This window comes from Streptomyces sp. NBC_01261, assembly GCF_036226385.1.
Lineage (GTDB): Bacteria > Actinomycetota > Actinomycetes > Streptomycetales > Streptomycetaceae > Streptomyces.
In genome coordinates this window covers 2687353-2713477 of the sequence record NZ_CP108463.1, presented here as the reverse complement: position 1 = coordinate 2713477, position 26125 = coordinate 2687353, and the positions used below count along the sequence as shown (strand labels likewise).

The window sequence follows — 26125 nt, the reverse complement described above, 5'->3', positions numbered from 1 at the left end:
ACCCGGATCACAGCACGGAAGTGCAGCGCGGCAGGGGGTCCACGGCCTTTCTCTCTGTGTAAGGGGCTTGCCCGAAACGGGGACGGTGGACGGTACGGATGGAACAGAGTCGGGCCGACGGGTTCGACGGGTTCGTGGCAGCGCGCTGGTCGGCGTTGTTCCATCTGGCCTGTCTGCTCGTGGGAGGCGATCGGCACCGCGCCGAGGACCTGCTCCAGGAGGCCATGGTCAAGCTCTGGTTCGCCTGGCCGAAAATCGCGGAGGAGGCACCGGAGCCGTACGTCCGCACGATCCTGGCGCGGGCGGCGGCCCGTTCGGCGCGGCGGCGCTGGTGGGGTGAGCGCCCGGTCGAGCAACTGCCCGACCGGGCGGCGGCCGGGGACGTGTCCGCCGTGGTGGCGGAGCGCTCGCGGCTGGAGGCGGCGCTGGCCCAACTGCCGCCTGCGCAACGGGCCGCCGTGGTCCTGCGCTACTACCAGGACCTGCCCGACAGGCAGGTCGCCGAAGTGCTGGGGTGTCCGGTCGGCACCGCCCGGTCCCATACGTCACGGGGCGTGGCACGGCTGCGCCGGATCCTCGGCGATGTCATCGAACCGGTGGGATGAGGGGGAGTTGATGGACCACTTCGAGCGGGAGCTCGCGCGGATGATGCGCGACGCCGAGGAGGCGACCCCCTTCGAGCCGAGGCATCAGACCCGTCTCCGCTCCGGGGTACTGGCCAAACGCCGGGTTCGCGTAGCACAGAAGGCCGTTGGCTCCGCCCTGGCCGTCGCCGGACTCGGCCTCGGCTTCTTCCTGCTGCCCCACGACCGGGTGGACGACAGACCGCAGGCCCCCCTGCCCGGCCCCGCCATGACCCCGACGCTCCCGAGCGCCACCCCGAGCCGCACACCGGACACGCCCCCGAGCGCCACCACGAGCCCGACCCCCACACGGACCACCCTGCCGCCCACCACACCGACCTCGACCCCCAGCGGAGGTTCGACCACCTCGTCCTCCGACCCGACCATGACCGACACGGCCCCGCCACCCTCCGGCACGGGGACGGCCAACACGCCGACCGGGCACGGCACTTCGACGAGCTCGATCACGACTTCGCCGGCAACGGAATCGTCCGCGACCGTGGGCGCGACCGGCTCCGACTGACCCGTCCCACCTGGAACCACCCCAACCCGTAAGCCCCAGCTGCGGCATGGCGCCCGCAGGCGATCCCGCACGCCCTGCGGCAGCACACAGACCAGGACGGAACATGACGATACTGACGAACCAGGCGGGTTCGACGAGCCGGACAGGTTCGACGAGTCGGACGTGCTGGACGGGTCAACTACCGCTCCGCACACCGGTGTCGGCACACCACCGCGAGCCGGTCCTCGACGTGGTCGTCCCCGTGTTCAACGAGGAGAAGGATCTCGAACCGAGCGTACGGCGGCTGCACGCACACCTGTCGGAGACGTTCCCGTACCCGTTCCGCATCACGGTCGCGGACAACGCCAGCACGGACGGGACCCCGCGCATAGCGGCCCAACTGGCTTCCGAACTGCCTGAGTTGGAGTGGCTGAGGCTCCCCGAGAAGGGCCGGGGCCGGGCGCTGCACACGGCCTGGTCCGGATCACGCGCACCCGTGCTCGCCTACGTCGACGTCGACCTGTCGACCGACCTCGCGGCCCTCCTCCCGCTGGTCGCCCCGCTGATCTCCGGCCACTCCGACATCGCGATCGGCACCCGCCTGGCCCGTGGCTCCCGGGTGGTGCGCGGCCCCAAACGGGAGGCCATCTCCCGTTGCTACAACGCCCTGTTGAGGTCCACCCTCGCGGTCGGCTTCTCCGACGCGCAGTGCGGTTTCAAGGCGGTACGGCGTGATGTCGCCGAGCGGCTGCTGCCCCTGGTGAAGGACTCGGGGTGGTTCTTCGACACCGAGCTGCTGGTGATCGCCGAACGCGCCGGACTGCGCATCCACGAAGTACCGGTCGACTGGGTGGACGACCCCGACAGCCGGGTAGACATCCTGTCCACGGCACTGGCCGACCTGCGCGGAATCGCCCGCATAGGACGGGAGTTGGCCCGCGGCACGCTCCCGACGGCGGGCCTGCGCCGGGCCGCCGCCGACGGCTCGCACTCGACCGGCCTGGCCGCCCAACTCCTGCGCTTCGCCGCCGTGGGGGCGGTGAGTTCGGTCGGATACGTCCTGCTGTACGTCGCGTTGCGGCCGGCGACGGGCGGACAGGCCGCCAACGCGCTGGCGTTGCTGCTCTGCGCCCTCGCCAACACGGCAGCGAACCGCCGCCTGACCTTCGGACTGCGCGGCCGAGCCGGCGCCCTCCGCCACCAGGCCCAGGGCCTCCTGGTCTTCACGGTCGGCCTCGCCCTCACCAGCGGCTCCCTGGCCGTCCTGCACCGCATGTCCCCAACTCCCGCGCGCACCACGGAGGTCGGCATCCTCGTCGCCGCCAACCTGGCGGCGACTCTCGTACGGTTCCTGCTCTTCCGGGCCTGGGTGTTCCCGGCCGGGCGCCGTGGCGAGGCGGAGGAGACGGCCAAGGAGACGGCGAAGGAGACGGTGGAGGAGGCGGCGATATGAGCGATACGACGACGCTGACCCCGCCCGTCGCGGAGAACTCAGCGAAGAGCTCAACGGTCGTCCCGTACAGGGACGTTGGCGAGTATCTGCGCCGCACGGTCCGCCACTACGGCCCGGTGCTCGCGCTGTACGGCGTGCTGAAGCTCATCGGCTTCTCGGTGTTCATGTACCTGCTGGACTCCGACGGCGGCTTCCGGACGAGGAACCCGCGTTTCGGTGGCGGCGCCCACGCCTGGGACGTACTCGCGACCTGGGACGGCTGGTGGTACCAGCAGATCGCCGCACACGGCTACCACCCCGCGCTCGTCCAAGTCCCCGGCGCCACCGGCCTGATCACCCTCGAAGGCAACTCGGCGGCCTTCTTCCCGCTCTACCCGGCGACGATGCGACTGGTCTCCGACGTCACGGGCCTGGGTCTGTTCGGCTCCGGGATGCTGGTGTCGGTCGTGGCGTCGTTCGCGGCGGCGCTGGGCATCCACGCCGTGACGACTCGCTTCGGGGGCAGGCGAGCCGGATTGGCGGCGGCCGGACTATGGGCGGTCTGGCCCGGCTCCGGCATGGAGTGGTCGGCGTACTCGGAGTCCCTCTACATCGCCCTCGCGGTCTGGGCCTGCCATGCCGTCATGACCGACCGCTGGCTCACCGCGGGCGTCCTCACCTTCGCCGCCGGCCTCAACCGCCCCACCGCCGTGGCGCTCATCGCCGCCCTCACCGTCGCCGCGCTGCAGACGCTCCACCGCCGCCGGGAGAACCTCGCGGGCCCGTGGGTCGCGATGGCGATCGCACCGCTCGGGCTGATCGGCTACCTCCTCTGGGTCGGCAATGAGATGGGCAATCTGGCGGGCTACTTCAAGCTCCAGAGCGGCGCGTGGGCGCACAGCTTCGACTACGGCAAGCACACCGTCGACGTCTTCAGCTCCGTGGCGGTGGGCCACTTCGACTACCTGTCCGCGTTCCCCTTCGAGGACACCATCGGTGTGGCCGTCGTCCTGCTGGCCGCGCTGCTGATCCCCCTCCTGATCCGCCTGCGCCCACCGGCCGTCCTGACCGTCTACACCCTGCTCACCCTCGCCCTGGTCCTGGGCAGCCAGCAGATCTTCGGAAACGTCTCCCGCTACCTCCTCCCGTGCTTCCCCCTCTTCATCCCGTTGGCCGTCAAGCTCCGTACCCTCCAACTGCCCATGCTGTGCCTGCTGTTGGGGATCACGGCGGTCGCGTCGGGGTCGTATGCCGGGTTTGTGTTGTTCGAGGCGGGGGTGCCGTAGGCGGGTGCTCGGTTCCGGGCTGTTCCGACGCCGTCGGCCGTGGCGCCGCGATCTTGGGGGGAGCGTGATCCTCGGTGCGGCGGGCCGCTGCGGATTCCGCAAGCCCGGCACGGGTCCGACCCCGCCCCCGCTGCTGATCCTGCACGGCTGGCCGTGGCCGGGCGAGTTCAGCTCCCCGCTCATCGACCCGCTGGCGGACCGTCGCCCACGGGGGCGACCCGGCCGACGCGTTCGACGTCGTCGTGCCGACCCTGCCCGGCTTCGCGTGGTCCGCCCCCGTCACCCGCGGCGACCTCGACTGCTTCGGCGCGACCGCTTCCGGGACCTCACCGCGGGTGAGCCGATCCCGGCCGATGCCCCACCCGAACTGCGCGAGGACATCCTCACGTCGCATGCCAGGGGATGCTCGCCCGGCTGCCGCAACGCCGGAAGAAACGGAACGGGTGGCAACTCCCCTCCGGGACTAGGACCTGTCCGGCGGATCCTGCCGCAGACGCGGGGTCTGGCACGCCCTCCCCCACTGTCCTAAAGACGTGGGGGGACCCCCAGCGGCGTTGTCGTCGGTCGTCGACGTCCCCCGGCCTTCGGCCGGGAGGTGCCCCCACCGCGTCGACTCCCTCCTCCGCCTTGCCGTTGGACGCACCAGATCCCGCTCACCGGCGCTGATCAGGCACTGTCACTTTCCTGCGACCTGATCCGCCGGACAGGCCTTAGGCCGTTGAGACATGGAAGTTCATGACGTCGATCTTGGTGAGCGCCCGCCAGTCGTCCGCGCTGTATCCGTCCCAGTCCTTCGCCTTGCGGTCGGCCGGGAACTTCGCGGCCTGGTCGGAACCGACGAGGACGAGCAGATAGGTCTCGCTGATTCCCTCGACGCCGATGTAGCCGACCGAGTGGTTGTCGTCCTCCCAGCACCCGCTGGACGTGGGGCTGACGGGCGTACCCGGATAGAAACGGCCGTTGCCCGGGTGTCCGAACTCGTCCTTCGAGTCGGGGTCGGGCCGGGTGACGAGGTAAAGGACCTGGCCTGCCGGGATGTTGAGACTCATCTGCCCCTTGACGCTGATCTCGGGGCTCCTTGCCGGGCCGCCCACCTGGGTGTAGACGCGAGGCGCGTCGTGGTTCGCGAAGAGCGTCTCGTTGTAGCGCTGCGACGGCGGCTGATTCCAGGAGTCGGCGAGCCGTCGCAGATCGCAGGGGTCTTCGGCCGCGCTGGAGGCGGGTGTCGAGACGAGTATGGAGACGGGCGCGGAGACCGAAGAGCCGGCCGGTGTCCCCTTGGTGCCATCGTCATGAGCGAACCAGGCTCCGGCCGCTGCCGCGGCGACGGCCGCCAGTGCGCCGATGGACGCGATCACGATCCTGGTCCTGTTGTCGGTCTTGCCGTCCTCACCGTGCGGTTGGTCGCCCGTGGTGCCGTCGTCGGAGTCTGTGCCGGTGCGTGTCACTTTCGTCCCCCTCGTGCAGGAGTCCGTAGTATCAGCGCTTTGTCCGACCGGTAAGGGAGTGTTGGAGTGCGGGCGGGGCGCGCGTCCTCCGTCGTGCGCTGTCGGGCCAACTGCCCCGGAGCCTGAGGTGGGGGATCAACCCCGTCAGGAAAGCCGCGTTCCTCGGACGGTGAGGACGAGCTTGCCCTGGAGGTGGCCGGCGTCGAGCAGTCGGTGGGCGTCGGCGACGCGCTCGAACGGGAACGTCTCCTGCACGTGAACCCGGAGCCTGCCCTGTTCGACGAGTCCGACGAGACCCCGCAGCGCGATCGGATCGGGGTCGACCGCGATGCCGCTGAAACGCATGCCGGCGGCCTCGAACCTGGCGATGAGTTTCAGATCTTCCTCGGCGACCGCCGTCACCAAGTGACCACCGGGGCGCAGCACTTCGAGAGACCGCTCGACGGTGTCGCCGCCGATCGTGTCGAGCACGAGGTCGATGTCACGGACGGCGTCGGCGAAGTCGACCGCCGTGTAGTCGATCACCTCGTCGGCGCCGAGCCCCTCGACGAACTCCCGCTTGCTCCCGCCGGCGGTCGTGACCACATACGCGCCGAGCGCCTTCGCGATCTGGATCGCGACATGGCCGACCCCGCCACCGCCGCCGTGGACCAGGACCCGGTCGCCCTCGCTCACGCCGCCGAGGTCGACGAGTCCCTGCCACGCCGTCAGCCCGACCACCGGCAGCGCCGACGCCTCGACGTGCGAGAGCGATGCCGGCTTGCGGGCCAGGTGCAGCGCCGGCGCCGCCACGACCTCGGCGTACGCGTTCGCCGCCTGCGGGAACAGCGGCATCCCGAACACCTCGTCACCGGGCCTGAACCGCCATGTCCCCGGCGCCTGTTCGACCACGCCGCTGATGTCCCAGCCGAGGACGAACGGCGGCCGGCCGAGCAGCGGGAACTCACCGGCACGCAGCCGGGCCTCCAACGGGTTCAGCCCGATCGCCTTGACGCGGACGAGGACCTCGGTCGGGAGGGCCCTGGGCTCGGGCGCCTCCACGATGGTGAGCACCTCGGGACCGCCGAGCGTTTGCTGGGTGATGACGCGCATGACTCGCGCGACCGGAGCTACTGGCCTTACCGGCATGACTCTCCTGGCTTTGGATCGGAAAGGAGGGAGAGCACCCAGGCTAGGTCTCCGACAGGAACCGGCAGGTACCTCAGCGGGTACCTTGGCGCCATGAGCGGTTTCGGTCCCGGCGACCCCTATCTCGCCGACTGCCCGGCGCGTCTGACGGTCGAACTCATCGCCGACAAGTGGACGGCGGTCGTGCTCTACGCCCTCAGCAAGGGCCCGGTGCGCCATGGCGAGTTGATCGACCTGATCGGCGGCATCTCCCGCAAGGTGCTCACCCAGACCCTCCGTCGACTGGAGTCCCACGGACTCGTCCACCGCCACGCCTACGCCGAGGCGCCACCCCGCGTCGAGTACGAACTCACCCCGCTCGGCGCGACACTGATCGACCCGATCCACATGCTGACCGAGTGGGCGAGGGCGAACGGCGACGCGGTGCTCGACGCCCTCGACGACGCCGATCCCGAGCACGTCACCCCTGGCGACTGAGGTTCCGCTACCCGGTATCGGCCCGGCGGCGCTCGGCGCGTTCGTCGATCTGCCGCCGGGGGACGTTTCCTTCCTGGGCTGGTGGCAGCCGTTCCGGACCGCCGGACGCCGCCCCCATCCCGTCCCGCTCGTGGGCCAACTCGGCGGTACGGGCGTTGACTTCCACCTGTGACCCGCTCGATCGTGTCCGCGCCCGTGTCCGCGTCGTGCGGTCGATGCGCTTCCCCGGGTCGGTCGAGCGGGCCGGTGGATCAGCGCAGTCCGGCGAAGAGGTCCTTCTCGGGTACGGCCGCGCCGGTGGTGTCCTGGACGCGTACGAAGGTCTCGATGCCCATCAGGTCGCTGAACCTCTCCTTGCCCAGCTTGAGGAAGAAGATGTTGTCGCCCTGGCTGGCGTGTGCGGCCAGCGAGTCGAACTTCTGGTCGCTGAACGCGGTGATGTCCACCCAGGTGGTGATCTCGTCGTCGGGGAGACCCATCTTGGCCATCTCGGCGACCTCGGCGGGCTCCGGCTCCGGCATCTCCGGGTGGAACTCGCGCATGATCTCGCCGAACCGGCGCATCCCCGAGCGGGGCATCGTCGTCCAGTACACCTTCGGTGCCGGCTCGATCATCTCCAGCGCCGCCATCGTGATGCGGTGGGCCTGGATGTGGTCGGGATGGCCGTAGAAACCGTTCTCGTCATAGGTGACGACCACGTCGGGCCGGTACTGCCGCATGAGGTCCGCGAGCCGGGCCGCGCCTTCCTGTACGGGGGTCTGCCAGAAGGATCCCGGGGCGTCGTTGCTCGGCCAGCCCATCATTCCGGAGTCGGCATAGTCCAGCATCTCCAGATCGCTGATCTTCAGGACGCCACAGCTCGCCTCAAGTTCCTGACGCCGCATGAGGGCGACCGCCGCCGGATCGTGGCCGGGATCGCCCGGCTTGACACCCCCCGGTCCGTCACCGCAACTGCCGTCGGTACAGGTCACGAGCACCGTGCGGATGCCTTCCGCCGCATACCGCGCGAGGACCCCTCCGGTGCTGGTGGCCTCGTCGTCGGGGTGGGCGTGCACTGCCATGAGCGTCAAGGGCCGGTCGGTCATGAAACTTTCCTCCTGCGGAGAGCACGGATACGTCCTGGTCAAAGGAGTCCGGCGGCGTTGCCGCCGTCCTGAGGCCCGGATCCCGGTGGGGTGGACGATCTTGTGATCTTCTCCGTGTTCCCCGCCCGTGCGACACCGGCCCTCGCTCCATGCAACCGCGCCGACCGGACCGGCTGTTCCCGGTACGGGCCGCCGGACCGGAGCGCCGCCCATTCTCCCGCTTCTCCGCAGCGCCGCCCGTACCCCCAGATTCTCCCCAGAGCGCCTGGACCTGGTCACCCGGCCGCTGAGCCTCGACGTGGATGACCTCATCGGCACCCCGACGGGAGACGGGGGACTACGGGGGCGATGAACCCCTCACAAGCTGCGGGCCGTGCCCCCCAGCGACCCCTCGCACAGCGCCGTCCACATGACGCGGCGCCGAGGTTTGCCGCTGGAGGTGACGGCGATGCCGGTGCGGGGGACGGCGACGGCCGTCAGTTCCGTGTCCGTGAGGGACTCGCGGAGGACGGCGCCCGCCAGGTCGTACCACTCCGGCTTCGGCGCTTCCAGGACCACGGTCGCCGTCGGGGTGCCCTCGCGGTTGCCGAGCAGTACGGCGACCCGGCGTTCCGGTATGCCCCGCTCGATCAGCTGGGCCTCCAGGCTCTCGGCGAAGACCATCCGGCCGTGCATCTTGAGGCCGTCCCCGAGGCGTCCGACGACGAAGAGCTGCCCGTCGTGGAGGAAACCGGCGTCGCCGGTGCGCAGCAGGCCGTCCTCGATGCTCGTACCGGAGGCGGAGCCCGGATCGCCGACGTAACTGGTCGCCACCGAGGGGCCGTTGACCACGATCTCGCCGACCGCGCCGTCCGGCACCGGTCGTTCGTCGTCGTCCACGATGGTGACCGTCATGCCGTCGAGGGGACGCCCGCAGCCCACGATCCGGCCGCCCGCCGAGGAGGCCGCACCGCTGTGTTCCGGTGACAGGGCCGTCCAGCCCTCGTCGAGCGGGAGCCCGGTCACGGCGAGCGTCGCCTCGGCGCCCCCGTACGCGGGCAGCAGGGCCCGGCGGTCGAAGCCGTACGGTTCCAGCAGCGCGGCGAACCTCTCCAGCACCGTGGGGTCGATGCGTTCCGCGCCCAGGATGATCGAGCGCAGCGAGTCGAAGCGCAGCCCGTCGAGGTCCGCCGCCCGCACCCGTCGCAGGATGTACGCCAGGCCGAAGTTCGGCATCGCGGCCAGGCCCACGCGCTGCTCGCTGATGCAGCGCAGATAGCGCTGCGGGGAGCGGATGAAGTCCTCCGGCTGGAGCATCCAGCCGTCGCAGCCGGTGGTGACGATGTTCAGCAGGCAGCCGATGAGGCCCATGTCGTGGTGGACCGGCAGCCAGGCGATGCCCGGCAGTTCGGGCGACCAGTCGAGCCAGCGCCGCATGGCGGTCACGTTGGCGCGCAGCGCCGCGCCGGTCACCCGGACGCCGCGGGAGAAGCCGCTGGAGCCCGAGGTGAACTGAAGGAGCGCGAACTCCGCGGCGGGGAAAGGCTGTTGGGCCGGGCGGACGCCGTCGACGAACCCGTCGAAGAGCACCGGCTCCGGCAGCCCGAGGTTCGCCGCGATCTTGCGTACCTTCTCGATGGAGTCCTGGTCGCAGAGGGTCACGGTGGGCCGGGCCGTACCGAAGAGATGCGTGACGTGCTTCTCGTAGTCGTCGGCGCGCTGGAAGGCGAACGGCGGGGCGATCGAGCACGCCGTGGCGCCCGCGGCGATCGCGCCGAACAGGCCCGCCGTGAAACCGGGGCTCGAACGCTGGACGACGGCGACCACCTCGCCGGTGCGCAGCCCGTGCGCGCGCAGCGCCGCCGCCGTGCGAAGCGTCAGCTCCGCGAGATCCGCGTACGAGTGGAAGTCCCAGCTGTCCCCGGCGCCGGCGAAATGCAGCCCCCGGTCGGCGGACGGCTGCTGGAGCCACTGGAGAAGAGCCTTGTCCGGGACGTTCAACGTGATCTCTCCTCGGGAAGGTCGTGGCACTGGTCAGGACCCGGTCGAGCGCGGGGAACGGAATTCGAGCCGCTCCGGCGGGCGGCGGGCGCCCGCCGGAGCGGCTCTCGGGAGGCGCCGCCGCGGGGGATCAAACGGCGCCCCGGGCATCTCGACGGTCCGATCATGCGGTCCTCGGGACCGCCGATCCAGGCAAGGACCCGGCAATACGCGGAGGGTGTGCCGCGGGTGACCAGCAACGCCGATTGCCGGTCGCCTTCCTGGCCCGCGCCGGTGCCCGCCGGACAGCATCGACAGGACCGGAGACACAGGTGGAGCGAGTACCCCGTACTCGTCGGGAAAGGCGGTCGCAGTCCCATGAATTCGCAGGGCGCACGGAGCGGGGAGTTCCCGTTGACCACGGCTCAGCGTGGGGTGTGGTTCGCGCAGCGGTTCGACCCGGCGACGACCACGTTCAACTCGGCCCACTATCTGGACATCCACGGTCCCGTGGACGCGAACCACCTGCGCGAGGCGATCCGGCGGGCCGAGGAGGAGTGCGGCAGTTACGGCGTCCGGCTGACCGACGGCCCGCAGGGTCCCGGGCAGCGGCTCACCGAGGCCGGCACGCCCCCGCTGGAGAGCGTCGACCTCACCGGTACGGCCGATCCGCACGCCGCCGCGCTCGCCTGGATGAACCGTGACCACCGGACACCCCTGGACCTGCTGCGTGACGACCTGTCACGGGACGCGCTGCTGAGAGTGGGCGCGGAGCGGTACCTCTGGTATCGGCGCTGCCACCACATCCTCACCGACGCGTTCGGCGGCGTCGCCCTCACCCGGCGGGTCGCCGAGCTCTACGCGGCGGCCGTACGCGGGGAGCCCGCCGAGGGCGCCCCGCTCGGGCACCTGTCCGCGCTGCTCGCGGACGAGACGGCGTACCGGGAGTCCGAGCAGTACACCCGCGACCGCGCCTACTGGACCGAACGGTTCGCCGGCCGGCCCGAGCCCGTGAGCCTCTCCGAGACCCCCGTGGACACCCCGCCGGCGGGCCCCGTCTCCCGTACGGTCACCCTGACAGCGGCCGACATGGCCGCCCTGCGTACCGCGGGGCGGGCCGCACGCACCCCCTGGACCGTCCCGGTCATCGCCGCCGTGGCCGCGTATCTGCACGGCATGACCGGCGTACGCGACCTCACCCTCGGGGTGCCGGTGACCGCCCGGCGCGGACCGGGGACCCAGAACGTGCCCGGCATGGTCGCCAACCAGCTCCCGCTGAAGCTCAGCGTCGACCCGGCGAGGACCTGGGGCCACCTGCTCACCCAGGTTGCCCGCGAACTGGGCGACCTGCTCGTCCACCAGAGCCTTCCGTACGAGGAGTTGCGGCGCGAGCTGGACCTCGTACGCGACGACGGTCAGCTCTTCGGCATCGTCGTCAACGTCCTTCCCCTGCGCGGCGATCTGCGCTTCGGCGGACATCCGACCCACCCCCGGCCCCTGCCCGGCGGCACGGTCCTCGACCTCAACATCAGCGTCCGCCGGGGGCCCGGCGGCGAGATCCTGCTCGTCGACTTCGAGGCCAACCCCGGCCGGTACACACAGCGGCAGCTCGACGCCCATCAGCGGCGCTTCGTCACCTATCTGCGGGCGCTCGCGGCGGCCGACGCCGACCAGCCGCTCGGCCGCGTCGCCCTGACGTCCGACGACGAGCGGGCGCGCCTGCTGCGCGCGGAGGACGGCACCGGCCCGCAGCCGCGCACCGGCACGCTCTCCGCGCTCTTCGAGGAGCAGGTCCGCACCGCACCGTCCGCCCCCGCGGTCCACCGGGCGGCCGGGCCGACGGCGTCCGGCGCGGAATCCGGCACCACCTTGACCTACGCCCAGCTCAACGCGCGGGCCAACCGCCTCGCGCGGGTACTGGTCGCCCACGGCGCCGGGCCGGACCGCTTCGTCGCCGTGGCCATGCCGCGCTGTGTCGACGCCGTCGTCGCCTTCCTCGCCGTACTGAAGTCGGGTGCCGCCTATCTGCCGGTCGACATCACCTACCCGGCCGACCGGATCGCCCATGTACTGCGCGACGCGCGGCCCACGGCGGTGCTGACCGTCACCGGAACCGTGCTGCCGGACGGCGTCGGGGTGCGGCCGCTCGCCGTGGACACCCCCGGACTGCTCGACGCAGCCGACGACGGCGACCTCACGGACGCCGAGCGCATCCGGCCCTCGCGCCCCGAGGACGCCGCCTACGTCATCTACACCTCGGGCTCGACCGGGGTGCCCAAGGGTGTCGTCGTACCGCACCTCGGTGTGCCGAACCTGCTGGCGGCCCAGTCCGAACCGCTGGGCCTGCGGAGGCCCGAACGCGTCCTGCTGTTCGCCTCGCCCGGCTTCGACGCCTCCGTGTGGGAGCTGTGCAGCGCGCTGCTGACCGGTTCCTGCGCCGTCGTGGCGGACCGGACGCGGCTGCTGCCCGGCCCCGCGCTGGCGAACCTGGTGGCCGAGACCGGCGTGAGTCTGCTGCTGCTCGCGCCGTCCGCGCTGGCGGTCATGCCCGAGGGCGGTCTGCCCCCGGGCGTCACCCTCGTGGTCGGCGCGGAGGCATGCGCCCCCGGTCTCGTCGAACGCTGGTCGGCGGGGCGCCGGATGGTCAACGCCTACGGGCCCACCGAGGCCACCGTGATCGCGACGATGAGCCGGCCGCTCACCGGCCGGACCGTGCCGCCGATGGGCCGCCCGGTCCTGGGCTCACGGATCCTGCTGCTCGACGACGCGCTGCGGCCGGTCCCGGCGGGCGTACCCGGTGAGCTGTACATCGCCGGACAGAGCCTGGCCCGGGGCTATGTGAACCGGCCGGACCTCACCGCGGAACGGTTCGTCGCCAACCCCTTCGGCCCGCCGGGAACGCGCATGTACCGGTCGGGGGATGTCGCCCGCTGGAGTGCCGAGGGCGAGCTGGAGTACCTGGGCCGGTCCGACCATCAGGTCAAACTGCGGGGATTCCGGATCGAGTTGGGCGAGGTCGAGGCGGCGCTCGCCGACCAGCCGTCCGTCGCGCGGGCCACGGTGATGGTGCGCGAGGACCACCCCGGCGTGCGGCGGCTCGTCGGCTACGCGGTCGCCGCTCCCGGCCACGGCCTCGACCCGGCCGGACTGCGGCGGGCGCTCGCCTCCGTGCTGCCCGAGTACATGGTTCCCGCGGCCGTCGTCGAGCTGGCGGAACTGCCCCGGACCCCCAGCGGCAAGCTGGACCGGGCCGCGCTGCCCGCGCCGGTCGTCACCGGCGGCTCCGGCGGCCGGGCCCCGCGCACCGGGCGCGAGACGCTGCTGTGCGCCCTCGTCGCCGAGGTCCTCGGTGCCGCCGAGGTCGGCCCCGACGACAACTTCTTCGACCTGGGCGGCGACTCGATCACCGCGATCCGCCTCGCCGCCCGGGCCGCAGAGGCGGGGCTCGTGCTCACCCCGCAGCAGATCTTCTCCGGCCGCACCGCCCAGGCCCTGGCCGAGGCCGCCGGGGAACCGGCGCCGGCCGCACCCGCGCCCGTGACGGCGGCGCTCGAACTCGGCCCCGAGGAACTGCAGCACCTCGGCGCCCGTTGGACCACGAGCGATGTCGAGGCCGTACTGCCGCTGACGCCCCTCCAGGAGGGCATGCTCTTCCACGCCCTCTTCGACCAGGACGGCGCGGACGCCTACACCGTCCAGAAGACCTTCGGCATCGCCGGCGAGCTGGACCCGGCGAGACTGCGCACCGCTTGCGAGGCGCTGCTGCGCCGACACGGCGCGCTGCGCGCCGGGTTCGACCAGACGGCGTCGGGCCGGCCCGTGCAACTCGTGCTCGCGGACGTCGAAGTGCCCTTCACCGAAACCGACTTGAGCGGCTACGACGGGGAGGAGCGGCGCGCCAGGACGGCCCGCCTGCTCGCCGAGGACAAGCGGCGCCGGTTCGACATGGCACGTCCGCCGCTGCTGCGCTTCACCCTGATCCGCACCGCGCCCGAGCAGCACACCCTGGTGCTGACGAGCCATCACATCCTGTTCGACGGCTGGTCGTTGCCGCTCGTGCTGCGGGACCTGTTCGCGCTGTACCGCTCGGCGGGGGACGACGGCGCGCTGCCCGCGGTGGTCCCGTTCGGGACCTATCTGGACTGGCTGGCCGGGCAGGACCGCGGCGCGGCCGAGGACGCCTGGCGCGAGGCGCTCGCCGGCCTCGAACAGCCCACGCTGGTCGCGCCCGACGCGCCGCCGCGGCCCGGGGCCACGCTCCCCGGCCTCGCGGTCGCCGAGCTGTCCGCGGAACTCACCGGGAAGCTGACGGAAGGGGCCCGCAACCGCGGGCTCACCCTCAACACCGTGGTCCAGGGCGCCTGGGCGATGGTCCTCGGCGGACTCACCGGACGTCGTGACGTGCTGTTCGGGGCGACCGTCTCCGGCCGGCCCGCGCACCTGCCCGGCGTCGCGGACATCGTGGGCCTGCTGATGAACACCGTCCCCGTACGGGTACGCACCCGGCCCGGTGAGCCACTGGCGGCGCTGCTCGCCCGGCTCCAGGCGCAGCAGGCCGAACTGGGCCCGCACCAGTACCTGGGCCTCGCCGACGTCCGGCGGATCGCGGGACACGGCGAACTCTTCGACACCACCACGGTGTTCGAGAACGCCCCCATCGACCGCGCGGGCATCCGGGACGCCGCGGGCGGCCTGCGGATCACCCAGGCGGAGGCCGACCAGACCGGGGCGACGCACTATCCGCTGAGCCTCATCGTGGTGCCCGGCTCCCGGCTGCGCCTCGAACTCACCTACCGCACCGACGTGTTTGCCGCCGCCGACATCCGCGCGATCGTGGACCGGGTCAGGCGGGTCTTCGAAACGTTCGTGACGGCGCCGGAGACCCCCGTGGGGCGCGTCGAACTGCTCACCCCCGCCGAGCACCACGCGGCCGTCGAGCGGCCGAACGCCACCGCCCGCCCGTATCCCGCGGCCACCCTGCCCCGGCTCTTCGCCGAACAGGTACGCAGAACCCCCGGGGCTCCGGCGGTCGTACACGGCGAACGAACGCTCAGCTACGCCGAACTCGACCGCGCCGCGGGCGCGTTGGCCGCCGTCCTCGCCGCCAAGGGCGCCGGCCCCGGCCAGGTGGTCGCGGTCCGGCTGCCGCGCTCCGCCGAGCTGCTGATCACCCTGCACGCGGTGCTCCGGGCCGGCGCGGCCTACCTGCCGGTCGACCCCGGCTACCCCGAGGAGCGGGTCCGCAACATGCTGGAGGACGCAGACCCCGTCTTCCTGATCGACGAGGACGCCTACCGCACCCTCACGGACACCGCGGCGGACACGGAGCCGCTCGCACCCGTCGGCGGCCTCCACCCCCTGCACCCGGCCTACGTGATCCACACCTCCGGCTCCACCGGCAGGCCCAAGGGCATCGTGGTCGCGCACGAGGGCATCGCCAACTACCTGCGCTGGAAGCAGGACGCGTTCCCGCTCGGCCCCGGCGACCGGGTCCTCCAGCGCACGTCGATGAGTTTCGACCCGTCGGTGTGGGAGATCTTCTGGCCGCTGGCCGTCGGCGCCACCGTGGTGATCGCGGAGCCCGAGACCCTGCACGGGCCGGGCTACCTCGCCTCCGTCATCCGGCGGGAGCAGGTCACCGTCGCCCAGTTCGTGCCGTCCACACTGGAACTCTTCCTGCAGGAGCCCGGCGCACGCGACTGCCGGAGCCTGCGCCGGGTGTTCTGCGGCGGAGAGGCCCTCACGGCCGGACTCGCCGACCGCTTCCACGCCGCTCTCGACGCCGAACTGCACAACCTGTACGGCCCCACCGAGGTGTCCGTCTACACCACCAGCCGACGGGCCCGCCCCGGCGGCACCGGCTCCGTCCCCGTCGGCCTGCCCGGCGCCAACCTGCGGGCGTACGTCCTCGACGACGGTCTGCTGCCCACGACGGCCGGCGTGGAGGGCGAGCTGTACATCGCGGGCACCGGCGTCACCCGCGGCTACGTCAACCGCCCCGCGCTGACGGCCGAACGGTTCGTCCCCGATCCCTTCGGCCCACCCGGCACCCGGATGTACCGCACCGGCGACCTCGCCGTGCGCCGGCCCGACGGTGAGCTGGAGTACCGCGGACGCGTCGACCACCAGGTCAAGGTGGCGGGGCACCGGATCGAGCCGGGGGAGATCGAGACGGTGCTCGGCAGGGACCCCGCCGTGCTCCGTGCCGCCGTGGTCGTCCGTGAGGACCGCCCCGGCACACCGACGATCGTCGGCTACGTGGTCACGGCGCCCGGTGCGGAGTTCGACCCGGACGCGCTGCGGGACCGGCTGGCGGGCGCGCTGCCGGACTACATGGTCCCGGCCGCTCTCGTCGAGCTGGAGCGGATCCCCCTGTCACCCAACGGGAAGCTGGACCGAAAGGCCCTGCCGGAGCCCGAGTTCACGGGTGCCGCGGACAGCCGGGAGCCGCGGGACGCGCGTGAGGAACTGCTGTGCGCCCTCTTCGCCGAGCTGCTCGGCCTCGACCGCGTCGGCATCGACGACAGCTTCTTCGACCTCGGGGGCGACTCGATCGCCTCCACCCGGCTGGCCGGCCGGGCCCGTACCGCCGGCCTGGCGGTGACGCCGCGCGACGTGTTCACCCACCGCACGGTCGCGGCCCTCGCCGAAGCGGCCCGGGACATCGCCCCCGGCTCCTCGGGACCGGTGGCGCCAAGAGGACCGCTGGTCCTCCTCGAACAGGACGAACTCGACGAGCTCGAAGCTCAATTGGGGGACGTGAAGTGAAGCAGCGATCACTGGAAGCCGTTCTGCCGCTGTCCCCGCTCCAGCAGGGCATGCTCTTCCACTCCCTCTACGACAGCGAGGGCGTCGACTTCTACAACATGCAGGCGCCCTTCGAACTGACCGGCGCACTCGACACGGCGGCCTTGAAGGCGGCGTGCGCGGCCGTCCTGGAACGGCACCCCAGCCTGCGCGCCGGATTCCTGCAACGGCGCTCCGGTGAAGCCGTACAGGCCGTCGCGGCACGGGTGGAACTCGACTGGGCCGAGGCCGACCTCAGCGCCTTCGGTGCCACGGAGCAGCGCGCCCGGCTGGGCCGGCTGCTCGCCGAGGACAGGGAGCGGCGCTTCGACATGCGGCGCCCCCCGCTGGTCCGCTTCACGCTGGTGCGACTCGGCGCCGAGCGGCACCTTCTGGTGCTGACGAACCATCACATCCTGCTGGACGGCTGGTCGTTGCCGATCGTGGTCCGCGACCTGTTCCGCGGTTACGCACAGGGCGGGGACGCCTCGGGGCTGGAGCCCGTGGCCCCGTTCAGCGACTACCTGGGCTGGCTCCAGGCCCAGGACCGCGAGGAGGCGGAACGCGCCTGGCGGGACACCCTCGCGGGGCTCACGCAGCCCACGCTGGTCGCACCCGGTGCCGGTTCCGACAGCGGGGCCGGGCGCCAGCAGCGCGCGAGTGCGGACCTGGACGAGGCGGAGACCTCGGACATCACCGACGCCGCGCGACGCCGGGGCCTCACCGTCAACACCCTGGTACAGGGCGCCTGGGCGCTGCTCCTGGCACTGCTGACCGGCAGCGACGACGTGGTCTTCGGGGCGACCGTGGCCGGCCGGCCGCCGGAGGTCGAGGGCGTCGAGGGCATGGTCGGCCTGCTCATCAACACCGTGCCCGTACGGGTCCTCCTCGACCCGGCCACACCGGTCGGCACCCTGCTGGAACGGGTGCAGGAGCAGCAGTCGGCACTGAGCGGCTACCAGTACCTCGGGCTCGCCGACATCCACCGCGCCACCGGCATGACCCAACTCTTCGACACCACCGTCGCGTTCGAGAACTACCCCCTCGACCCGGCGCTGGCCCGGGGCGGCCTGCCCGGCCTCGGGATCTCGCTGGCCCAGGAGAGCGTCGACGACACTCCCGAGGGCACCCACTACCCGCTGAGTCTCGCCGTCTACCCCGGCGAACGCACGCGCCTCGAACTCAACTACCGCCAGGATCTGTTCACCCGGACCGGGGCCGAGGAGGTCCTCGGCCGGTTCCGGCATCTGCTGCGCACGGTCGTCGCCGGGATGGACACCCCCGTGGGCCGGATCGGGCTGCTCACCCCGGCCGAGCTGGAGCGGACCCTGACGGAGTGGAACGACACCACCCGCGGCCACCCGGTCACCACACTGCCCGCGCTCTTCGAGGACCGGGCCCGCCGCGACCCCGCCGCGACCGCCGTCGTCTGCGGCACCACCCGGCTCACCTTCGCCGAGGTCAACGCGCGGGCCAACCGCGTCGCCCACCGGCTGGCCGCGCACGGGGCGGGCCCCGACGACCTGGTGGCGCTGGCGCTGCCCCGTACCGCGGACAGCGTGGTGGCCATCCTCGGCATCCTCAAGTCCGGGGCGGCCTACGTCCCGGTCGACCTGGAGTATCCGGCCGAGCGCATCAGCACCCTCTTCGAGGAGGCACGGCCCCGGCTCGTCCTGACCGACGCGGCCTCCGCGCGGAACCTGCCGGACGGCGGTCCCGCGAGGCTCCTCGTCGAGGAGACGCTCACGGACGGGCCCGGCGCGCACGAGGCCGACCTGACCGACACCCAACGGGTGCGCCCGCTGCTGCCGTCGCATCTCGCCTATGTGATCTACACCTCCGGTTCGACCGGACGCCCCAAGGGCGTCGCCGTCGAACACCGCGCGCTGGCCAACATGTTCCACAGCCATCACGCGCATTTCTTCACCCCGGAGACCGAGGCCGCCGGCGGCGGCCCGCTACGGGTGGCCCTCACCAACGCGCTGGTCTTCGACGCGTCCTGGAGCCAGCTGCTGTGGATGGTCGCCGGGCACGAACTGCACCTCGTGGACGAGGACACCCGCAAGGACCCGCAGGCCCTCGTCGCCTACGTGGCACACCACCGCGTCGACGTCCTCGACACCACACCCGGATTCTTCCGGCAACTGCGCTCCGCCGGACTCCTGGACGGCGAGGGACACCGGCCGCGGACGCTCGCGCTCGGCGGCGAGGCGGTCGGCGACACCCTCTGGGCCGAACTGCGCGCCACCCCCGGCCTGTCCGTGTACAACCTCTACGGCCCGGCCGAGTGCACGGTCGACGCCATGCTGTGCCGGGTCGGGGACGCGACGGCGCCGACGATCGGACGGCCCGCGGACAACATCCGCCTCTATCTGCTCGACGAGCGGATGCGGCCCGTCCCGGTCGGCGTCGAGGGCGAGCTGTACCTGGCCGGCGCCGGGCTCGCCCGCGGCTATCTCGGCCGCTCCGGCCTGACCGCCGAACGGTTCGTCGCCGACCCGTTCGGCACCCCGGGCGCCCGGATGTACCGCACCGGCGACCTCGGCCGCCGGCTGCCCGACGGGACGGTGGCGTTCGCCGGCCGCTCCGACGACCAGGTCAAGGTGCGCGGCTTCCGGATCGAACCCGGCGAGATCGAGTCCGTGCTGGCCGCCGACGCCACCGTGGACCAGGCGTCCGTCGTCGTCCGCGAGGACCGGCCCGGCGTACGGCGGCTGGTCGCCTACGTCGTACCGGTGGCCGGGGAGAACGTGGACGCCGTGGCGCTGCGGGCGCTGACCGCGGCGGTCCTGCCGGACCACATGGTGCCGGCCGCGGTGGTCGCCCTGCCCGCGCTGCCGCTGACGCACAACGGCAAGCTGGACCGGGCGGCGCTGCCCGCGCCCGAGTTCGCCGCCGCCACCGCGAGCCGCCCGCCGCGCACCGAGCGCGAGCGCGCCCTGTGCGACCTGTACGCCGACGCGCTCGGCGCGGAGAACGTCGGCATCGACGACAGCTTCTTCGACCTCGGCGGCGACTCGATCACCTCCATGCAACTCGCCGCCAGAGCACGCGAGTCCGGACTCCTGATCACCCCGAAGGACGTGTTCACGCACCGGACCGTCGCCGCGCTCGCCGAGGCCGCCCGGGAACTGTCGTCCGACACCGCCGTCCCGGCCCCGTCCTACGACGGCCCGCTGTTCACCCCCGACCGGGACGAGCGCGCCGAACTCGACCGGCTCTGCCCCGGCCTCGCCGACGTACTGCCGCTGACCCCGCTCCAGGAGGGCATGCACTTCCACGCGGTGCTCGCCGAGGACGGCATCGACGTCTACAACACCCAGCGCCCCCTGGAACTCACCGGCGAGCTGGCCCCGGCCGTGCTGCGTGCCGCGTGCGCGGCACTGCTGGACCGCCACCCCAACCTCCGTGCCGGATTCGTCCGGCTCCGGTCCGGGCGCCTGGTGCAGGCCGTGTCCGAGAGCGTCACCCTGCCCTGGCAGGAGGTCGACCTCAGCGCCCTCGCCGCCGGCGAGCAGCGGGCGCGGGTCACCGCGCTGATGGCCGAGGACCGGATACGCCCCTTCGACCTGACCCGTCCGCCCCTGGTGCGCGTGACGCTCGTACGACTGGCCGCGGACCGCCACCTGATGCTTCTGACGCACCATCACATCGTGTTGGACGGCTGGTCGTTGCCACTTTTCTTCCGCGACCTGTTCGCGATGTACGCCCGCGGCGGCGACGGCTCGGCCCTGCCGCCTGCCGCCCCCTACCGCGACTACCTCGGCTGGCTCGGCGATCAGGACCGCGAGGCCACCGAGCGGGCCTGGCGGGAGGTCATGGCCGGGCTGGACGAGCCGACGCTCGTCGCCCCCGGCGCGGACGCCGCCGCCGCCCGCATCCCCGAACTGGTCTCCCACCGTCTCGACGAGGCGGCCGGTGCGGCCCTGACCACCCGCGCCCGCTCGCTCGGCCTCACCCTCAACACCGTGATCCAGGGCGCCTGGGCCGTGGTCCTGGGCCGGCACACCTCACGCCACGACGTGGTGTTCGGCGCCACCGTCGCGGGCCGCCCGGCCGAGCTGCCCGGGTCCGCGGACATCGTCGGCATGCTGATGAACACCAACGCGGTCCGGGTACGGCTGAACCCCGCGCGCCCGCTGGCCGCCGAACTCCAGCACCTCCAGCGAACCCGGTCGGCGCTCAGCGGCCATCAGCACGTCCCGCTCGCCGACGTCCAGCGCTGGTGCGGACTCGGTGAACTCTTCGACACCGTCGTCGGGTTCGAGAACACCCCGGTGGACCGCGACAGCGTCCGCGAACAGGTGCCCGGCCTGCGCATCACCCTCGACGAGGAGGCCGCGCCGGGGGCCACGCACTACCCGCTGAGCCTCGTGGTGGTGCCCGGCGAGCGGCCGAGCCTGGAACTCAACTACCGCGGCGACCTGTTCGACCGTGACACCGCCCAGGCCCTGCTCGACCGGCTGCGCCGCGTGCTGGACGTGTTCGTCACCGCCCCCTCGACCCCGGTCGGCGGGATCGACCTGCTCGGCCCCGACGAACGCGCCCGCATCCTCACCGAATGGAACGACACCGGCCGCGAGCTGCCCGCGGCGACCATTCCCGACCTGTTCGCGGAACAGGTCCGCCGCGCTCCCGAGGCCCTCGCGGTCGAGTCCGGCGAACGCACCCTGACCTACGCCCAACTCGACGACCACGCCAATCGGTTGGCGCGCGTCCTCGTCTCGCACGGCGTGGGACCCGAGGCACGCGTGGCGATCGCCGTGCCGCGCTCGGCGGAGTCGGTGGTGGCGACCCTCGCCGTACTCAAGGCGGGTGCGGCCTATCTGCCGGTCGACACCTCCTACCCGCCCGACCGGGTGGCGTACATGCTGGACGACTCCCGGCCCGTCCTCGTGCTGGCGACCCGGGAGACCGCCCCCGGCCTGCCCGTGGCACCGGACAGGCTGCTGCTGGTGGACGCGCCGGACCTGTGGACCGCCGCTCCGGGCGGCGACCTCACCGACGCCGACCGGACCGGACCGCTGCGTCCGGCCTCGGCCGCCTACGTCATCTACACCTCCGGCTCCACCGGCCGGCCCAAGGGCGTCGTCGTCACGCACGCCGGGGTGGCGAGCATGGTGGCGACCCAGGCGGACCGGATCGGCGCCGGCCCCGGCGGACGCGTGCTGTTGTTCGCGTCACCCAGCTTCGACGCCTCGGTGTGGGAGCTGTGCACCGCCCTGCTCACCGGTTCCTGCGCGGTCACCGTGCCCGCCGAGCGGCTGCTGCCCGGTCCGGAGCTGGCCCGGACGGTCGCCGAGCACGAGGTGAGCTGTCTGCTGCTGCCGCCCTCGTCGCTGGCCGCGATGCCCGAGGACGGGCTGCCGCCGGGAGTGACGCTCGTCGTCGGCGGTGAGGCCTGCGCGCCGGACCTCGTCGCCCGCTGGTCCACGGGGCGCGTCATGGTCAACGCGTACGGCCCGACCGAGGCCACCGTCATGGCCACGATGAGCGACCCGCTCCACGGACACCGGTCGCCGCCGATGGGCGCCCCGGTCGTCAACGCCCGCGTGTACCTCCTGGACGACGGGCTCCAGCCGGTCCCCGTCGGCGTCCCCGGTGAACTCTGCGTGGCGGGCGCCGGACTCGCCCGCGGCTACCTCGGCCGGCCCGCCCTGACGGCCGAGCGGTTCGTCGCCGACCCGTTCGGCGCCCCGGGCACCCGGATGTACCGCACGGGCGACGTGGCACGGTGGCGGGCCGACGGCTCGCTGGAGTACCTCGGGCGCGTCGACCACCAGGTCAAGGTGCGCGGATTCCGCATCGAACTGGGCGAGATCGAGTCCGTGCTCGCCGCCGACGACACGGTCGGCCAGGTCGTCGTGCACGTCCGCGAGGACGGGCACGCCGTGAAGCGGATCGTGGCCTACCTCGTCGCGGCGACGGACGCCGTGCCCGACCTCGCGCGGCTGCGTGAGCGCGCGGCGGCAGCCCTGCCCGACTACATGGTCCCCGCCGCCTTCGTCGTTCTCGACGCCCTGCCGGTCACCCCCGGCGGCAAGCTCGACCGGGCCGCGCTGCCCGAGCCGGAGTTCAGCTCGCGCGCCGAGAGCCGGGCGCCGCGCAGCGCGGTGGAGAAGTCGCTGTGCGACCTGTTCGCCGAGGTGCTCCCGGTGGAGAGCGTCGGCATCGACGACAGCTTCTTCGACCTCGGCGGCGACTCGATCATCTCCGTCCAACTGGTCACCCGGGCACGGAAGATCGGCCTCGGCCTCAGCCCCCGGCATGTCTTCACGCACAAGACGGTCGCCGAACTGGCCGCGATCGTCACCGACCTGCCCGACGCGGAGCCACCCGGGACCGTGCCGGCCGGGGCCATGACGTCCGAGGACCCGCTGGTCGTGCTGGACCAGGACGAGCTGGACGAGTTCGCGGCGGACTGGGGGGACTCCAGGTGACCGCGACGAACGTTCCGATCCCCCAGGTGGTCGACTGGCTGCGCGCGCACGGCGGTCCGGTCGGGACGCTCGGTCGGTCGCGGCTGCTGAAGGTCCCCGCGGGCCTCGGCGCCGACGCCCTCACGGTCGCGCTCCAGGCGCTGGTGGACCACCATGACGCGCTGCGCCTGGTGGCACGGCGGACGGACGGCCGATGGTCGCTCGTCGTACGTGATCCGGGTGCGGTGCGGGCGGCGGACCTCCTCGACCGTACCGAGGCGCGCGGCCTGGACGGGCCGGCGCTGCGCGCTGCGGTCCGTGTCCGGTCCGCCCGTTCGGTGGCCGAACTCGACCCGGAAGCGGGTGTGTTGGCGCGAGTGGTGTGGTTCGACGCCGGTGCCGACCACCCTGGACGACTGCTGCTGACGATCCATCAACTGGCGGTGGACGACGCGTCCTGGCGGATCCTGCTGTCCGACCTGGGGGACGCGTGGCGCGCCGCGGCCGACGGCGTCACCCCCGTGCTCGCACCCGTGCCCACGCCGCTGGGCGCCTGGCCGGGGCACTGCCGACCGCCGGTCGCCGAACCGGCCCGGACGGCCGAACCGCCGTCGCCCGAGGGAATGCCGACGGTCGACCCGCCGCTGAGCGATGCCCCACTGCATCCGGCCCGGGACACCCGGGCCACCTCGGCCTCACTCGTCCGGCGGTTGCCGGCCGACCTCAGCGCGGACCTGTCGACCGTGGTTGCGGACACGTTCCTGGCGGACCCGGAGGACGTGCTGCTGACCGCGCTGGCGCTGGCCGTCGCCCAGTGGCGGCGCGAGCAGCAACTCGGCGCGGACACCGCCGTACTGGTGGATGTGCCGGACCGCTGCCGACGACACGGCGCGGGCGCCCCGGACGTCTCGCGCACGGTCGGCTGGCTCACCGCACCGCGGCCCGTCCGGATCGCCCCCGCCCTCGGCGACCGGGCCGGGACGAGCACCGGGGGACCGGCCCTCGCCGGGGCCGTGCGACGGGTCGGCGAGCAGCTGCGGAACCTGCCCGCGCACGGCACCGACCGGGGCGGCCCACGACGTCCGGCCCGGCACACCGCCGTAGCACCGGACCGGTACCCCCGGCCGCAGATCGGGTTCACCCATCTCGGCCGCACATCGGTCCCGGGCGACGGGGACACCACGGCCGGGGACGACGGCCTGTGGCGGCCCGCCGTCGAGCAGGACGCCGTCATCGACGGCACCGGGGACAGCACGCCGTTGTGGCACACCCTTGAGGTGACCACCGTCATCGAGGACCACGCGGACGGACCCCGCCTGTCGGCGACCTGGACCTGGGCCGCGCAGCTGATGTCCGAGGAGGACGTCCGGGACATCGCCGAGGCATGGGTGGCCGCACTCTCCGCCCTGGCCGCACACGCCGGCCGCTCCGGCGCGGACGACCCCCGCCCGGCGCCGTGTCCGCCGGACCCACCCGCGGTCGACCGCCGGGCGCGCCCGGCGGTCGCGACCGCCTCCCTCACCCCCTGACGCCGACGGCCGCGCATCGAACCGGCGGCGGACGGACCAAGAACTTCGTGTCCGTGAGGTGTCACTCACCCCACGGACACGGAAGCGGCGGACCACATGGCCGAGACCCTGCTCGGCCGGCCCGCGCGCGAGCAGTGACCGCGGCCCGACCCGGGCCGCACAGGACCAACCGCCCGACAGGACCGGAACCGGTCACCACCATGAGGAGCAAGCAGTGGCAAACCCTTTCGACGATCCCGACGCGACGTACCTGGTAGTGGCCAACGACGAGGGCCAGCACTCGCTGTGGCCGTCGTTCGTCGAGGTGCCGGAGGGCTGGGACGTCGTTCACGCCGAGGCTTCGCGGCAGGAGTGCGTCGACCACATCGAGCGGAACTGGACGGACATGCGGCCCAAGAGCCTCATCGCCGCGACCGAGGCCGCCCGATGACCGTCACCGACACACCAGCCGAGTACACCCTCGGCTCCGGCGAGGTGGCGGCCCTGGAACAGCTGCTCCACTCGCTGCGGGACACCTCCGGCGACCCCTCGGAGCCGGAGTTCTACGAGAAGGCGTGGCGGGCCCCGGAGCAGTTGCCGCCGGGACTGCGCCGCTTCCTCCAGGAGTTCGCCCGGGACGAGCGGTCGGCCGCCTGCCTGGTGCACGGGTTCCCGGTCCAGGACATCGGACCGACCCCGGACCACTGGAACTCGGCGATCGGCCGGAAGAGCACGCGCGACCAGGAACTCTCCCTGGCCCTGTGCGGCATGGTGCTGGGCGAGCCGTTCGGCTGGGCGACGCTCCAGCGGGGCCGGCTGGTGCAGAACATCCTGCCGGTGGCGGGGGACGAGCAACGCCAGAGCGGGTACGGGAGTTCGGCCCTGCTGGAGTTCCACACCGAGGACGGTTTCCATCCGCAGCGCTGCGACTACCTGCTCCTGCTGGGGCTGCGCAATCAGGACCGGATACCGACCATCGTCGCCTCCGTACGCGATGTCCGGCTCGACGAGGCGGACCGGCGGATCCTGTCGGAGAAGCGCTTCCACATCTTCCCCGACGACGAGCACATCCTTCAGCTGGAGGCGCGTGACCCGCACCATCCGGCGCTGGCCAAGGCCCGTCGCATGGTGAGCCACCCGGAGCCGGTGGCGGTGCTCTTCGGGGACGCGGTCAGCCCGTATCTGCGCCTGGACCGGCCGTTCATGCGCTGCCTGGGGGACGACCCGGCGGCCGAGGCGGCCCTCGACCGGCTGATGGCGGAGCTGGAGGCGGCCCAGCAGGACGTCGTGGTGGATCCCGGCACCCTGCTGGTCGTCGACAACTACCGCGCGGTGCACGGCCGCAGGCCGTTCCGGGCCCGCTACGACGGGACCGACCGCTGGCTGAAGAAGCTCACGGTCAGCCGCGATCTGCGGCGCAGCCTGAGCGACTTCACCGAGGGCAGCCACCGCGTCCTCGTCTGATCCGCACA

At 72.6% G+C, this 26125-nt stretch carries 15 protein-coding genes and 1 pseudogene; 11 read left to right on the top strand and 5 right to left on the bottom strand.

The window, feature by feature from the left end; all coding sequences use genetic code 11:
* Nucleotides 1–98: 98 nt before the first annotated feature.
* From OG226_RS11770 to OG226_RS11750, 5 genes and pseudogenes are all read left to right on the top strand, one after another.
* Nucleotides 99–605: a SigE family RNA polymerase sigma factor gene (locus OG226_RS11770; protein ID WP_328677092.1), complete on the top strand. Its 507-nt coding sequence runs from the start codon at nt 99–101 to the stop codon at nt 603–605.
* A gap of 10 nt (nt 606–615) precedes the next feature.
* Nucleotides 616–1146: a hypothetical protein gene (locus OG226_RS11765; protein WP_328677090.1), complete on the top strand. Its 531-nt coding sequence runs from the start codon at nt 616–618 to the stop codon at nt 1144–1146.
* Between the two features lie 103 nt (nt 1147–1249).
* A complete protein-coding gene (locus tag OG226_RS11760; RefSeq protein WP_328677088.1) occupies nt 1250–2578 on the top strand; it encodes a glycosyltransferase in 1329 nt (442 codons plus the stop codon).
* Nucleotides 2575–3843 (top strand): hypothetical protein, encoded by a 1269-nt coding sequence (locus tag OG226_RS11755; protein WP_328677085.1) that lies wholly within the window; start codon nt 2575–2577, stop codon nt 3841–3843. The genes OG226_RS11760 and OG226_RS11755 overlap by 4 nt, the downstream gene beginning before the upstream one ends.
* Before the next feature lie 97 nt (nt 3844–3940).
* Nucleotides 3941–4127 (top strand): annotated as a pseudogene (locus OG226_RS11750) (epoxide hydrolase); the annotation flags it as partial.
* 426 nt (nt 4128–4553) lie between these two features.
* Here OG226_RS11750 and OG226_RS11745 read toward each other — a convergent pair.
* Entirely contained in the window at nt 4554–5291 is a 738-nt protein-coding gene (locus OG226_RS11745; RefSeq protein ID WP_328677083.1) for a hypothetical protein, read from the bottom strand.
* Nucleotides 5292–5435: 144 nt separating this feature from the next.
* Nucleotides 5436–6383 carry an NADP-dependent oxidoreductase gene (locus tag OG226_RS11740; RefSeq protein WP_328677081.1) on the bottom strand — a complete coding sequence of 316 codons (948 nt, stop codon included), beginning with the start codon at nt 6381–6383 and terminating at the stop codon, nt 5436–5438.
* A 129-nt stretch (nt 6384–6512) separates the two neighbouring features.
* Here OG226_RS11740 and OG226_RS11735 point away from each other — a divergent pair, with 129 nt between their 5' ends.
* On the top strand, nt 6513–6896 hold the full coding sequence (locus OG226_RS11735; RefSeq protein WP_328677079.1) for a winged helix-turn-helix transcriptional regulator: 384 nt from the start codon (nt 6513–6515) through the stop codon (nt 6894–6896).
* 7 nt (nt 6897–6903) lie between these two features.
* Here OG226_RS11735 and OG226_RS11730 read toward each other — a convergent pair whose 3' ends face one another.
* From OG226_RS11730 to OG226_RS11720, 3 genes are all read right to left on the bottom strand, one after another.
* Nucleotides 6904–7062, bottom strand: coding sequence for a hypothetical protein (locus tag OG226_RS11730; RefSeq protein ID WP_328677078.1), 159 nt, complete (start codon nt 7060–7062; stop codon nt 6904–6906).
* An 85-nt stretch (nt 7063–7147) separates the two neighbouring features.
* Complete coding sequence (locus tag OG226_RS11725; protein ID WP_329348844.1) at nt 7148–7981, bottom strand: PIG-L family deacetylase; 834 nt, start codon at nt 7979–7981, stop codon at nt 7148–7150.
* A 357-nt stretch (nt 7982–8338) separates the two neighbouring features.
* Entirely contained in the window at nt 8339–9961 is a 1623-nt protein-coding gene (locus OG226_RS11720) for an AMP-binding protein (RefSeq protein ID WP_329348843.1), read from the bottom strand.
* 393 nt (nt 9962–10354) lie between these two features.
* On the opposite strand from OG226_RS11720, the gene OG226_RS11715 reads away from it, so the two are divergent.
* From OG226_RS11715 to gntD, 5 genes are all read left to right on the top strand, one after another.
* Nucleotides 10355–16708, top strand: a complete 6354-nt coding sequence (locus tag OG226_RS11715) for a non-ribosomal peptide synthetase (protein ID WP_329348842.1) — start codon at nt 10355–10357, stop codon at nt 16706–16708.
* Complete coding sequence (locus OG226_RS11710) at nt 16705–23166, top strand: non-ribosomal peptide synthetase (protein WP_329348841.1); 6462 nt, start codon at nt 16705–16707, stop codon at nt 23164–23166. The genes OG226_RS11715 and OG226_RS11710 overlap by 4 nt, the downstream gene beginning before the upstream one ends.
* The gene (locus OG226_RS11705; RefSeq protein WP_328677068.1) at nt 23163–24674 is read left to right on the top strand and encodes a condensation domain-containing protein; all 1512 of its coding nucleotides are present in this window, start codon (nt 23163–23165) and stop codon (nt 24672–24674) included. Before OG226_RS11710 ends, OG226_RS11705 begins: the two co-directional genes overlap by 4 nt.
* Before the next feature lie 214 nt (nt 24675–24888).
* Nucleotides 24889–25104, top strand: coding sequence for an MbtH family protein (locus tag OG226_RS11700; protein ID WP_328677066.1), 216 nt, complete (start codon nt 24889–24891; stop codon nt 25102–25104).
* Nucleotides 25101–26117: a guanitoxin biosynthesis L-enduracididine beta-hydroxylase GntD gene (gntD, locus tag OG226_RS11695; RefSeq protein ID WP_328677064.1), complete on the top strand. Its 1017-nt coding sequence runs from the start codon at nt 25101–25103 to the stop codon at nt 26115–26117. Before OG226_RS11700 ends, gntD begins: the two co-directional genes overlap by 4 nt.
* The last annotated feature ends 8 nt before the right edge of the window (nt 26118–26125 follow it).

What these genes read in the sequence shown, in the direction of transcription:
- OG226_RS11740 (WP_328677081.1), bottom strand. Translation starts at nt 6,383, where the DNA reads ATGCGCGTCATCACCCAGCAAACGCTCGGCGGTCCCGAGGTGCTCACC.
- OG226_RS11765 (WP_328677090.1), top strand. Translation starts at nt 616, where the DNA reads ATGGACCACTTCGAGCGGGAGCTCGCGCGGATGATGCGCGACGCCGAG.
- OG226_RS11735 (WP_328677079.1), top strand. Translation starts at nt 6,513, where the DNA reads ATGAGCGGTTTCGGTCCCGGCGACCCCTATCTCGCCGACTGCCCGGCG.
- gntD (WP_328677064.1), top strand. Translation starts at nt 25,101, where the DNA reads ATGACCGTCACCGACACACCAGCCGAGTACACCCTCGGCTCCGGCGAG.
- OG226_RS11770 (WP_328677092.1), top strand. Translation starts at nt 99, where the DNA reads ATGGAACAGAGTCGGGCCGACGGGTTCGACGGGTTCGTGGCAGCGCGC.
- OG226_RS11755 (WP_328677085.1), top strand. Translation starts at nt 2,575, where the DNA reads ATGAGCGATACGACGACGCTGACCCCGCCCGTCGCGGAGAACTCAGCG.
- OG226_RS11760 (WP_328677088.1), top strand. Translation starts at nt 1,250, where the DNA reads ATGACGATACTGACGAACCAGGCGGGTTCGACGAGCCGGACAGGTTCG.
- OG226_RS11725 (WP_329348844.1), bottom strand. Translation starts at nt 7,981, where the DNA reads ATGACCGACCGGCCCTTGACGCTCATGGCAGTGCACGCCCACCCCGAC.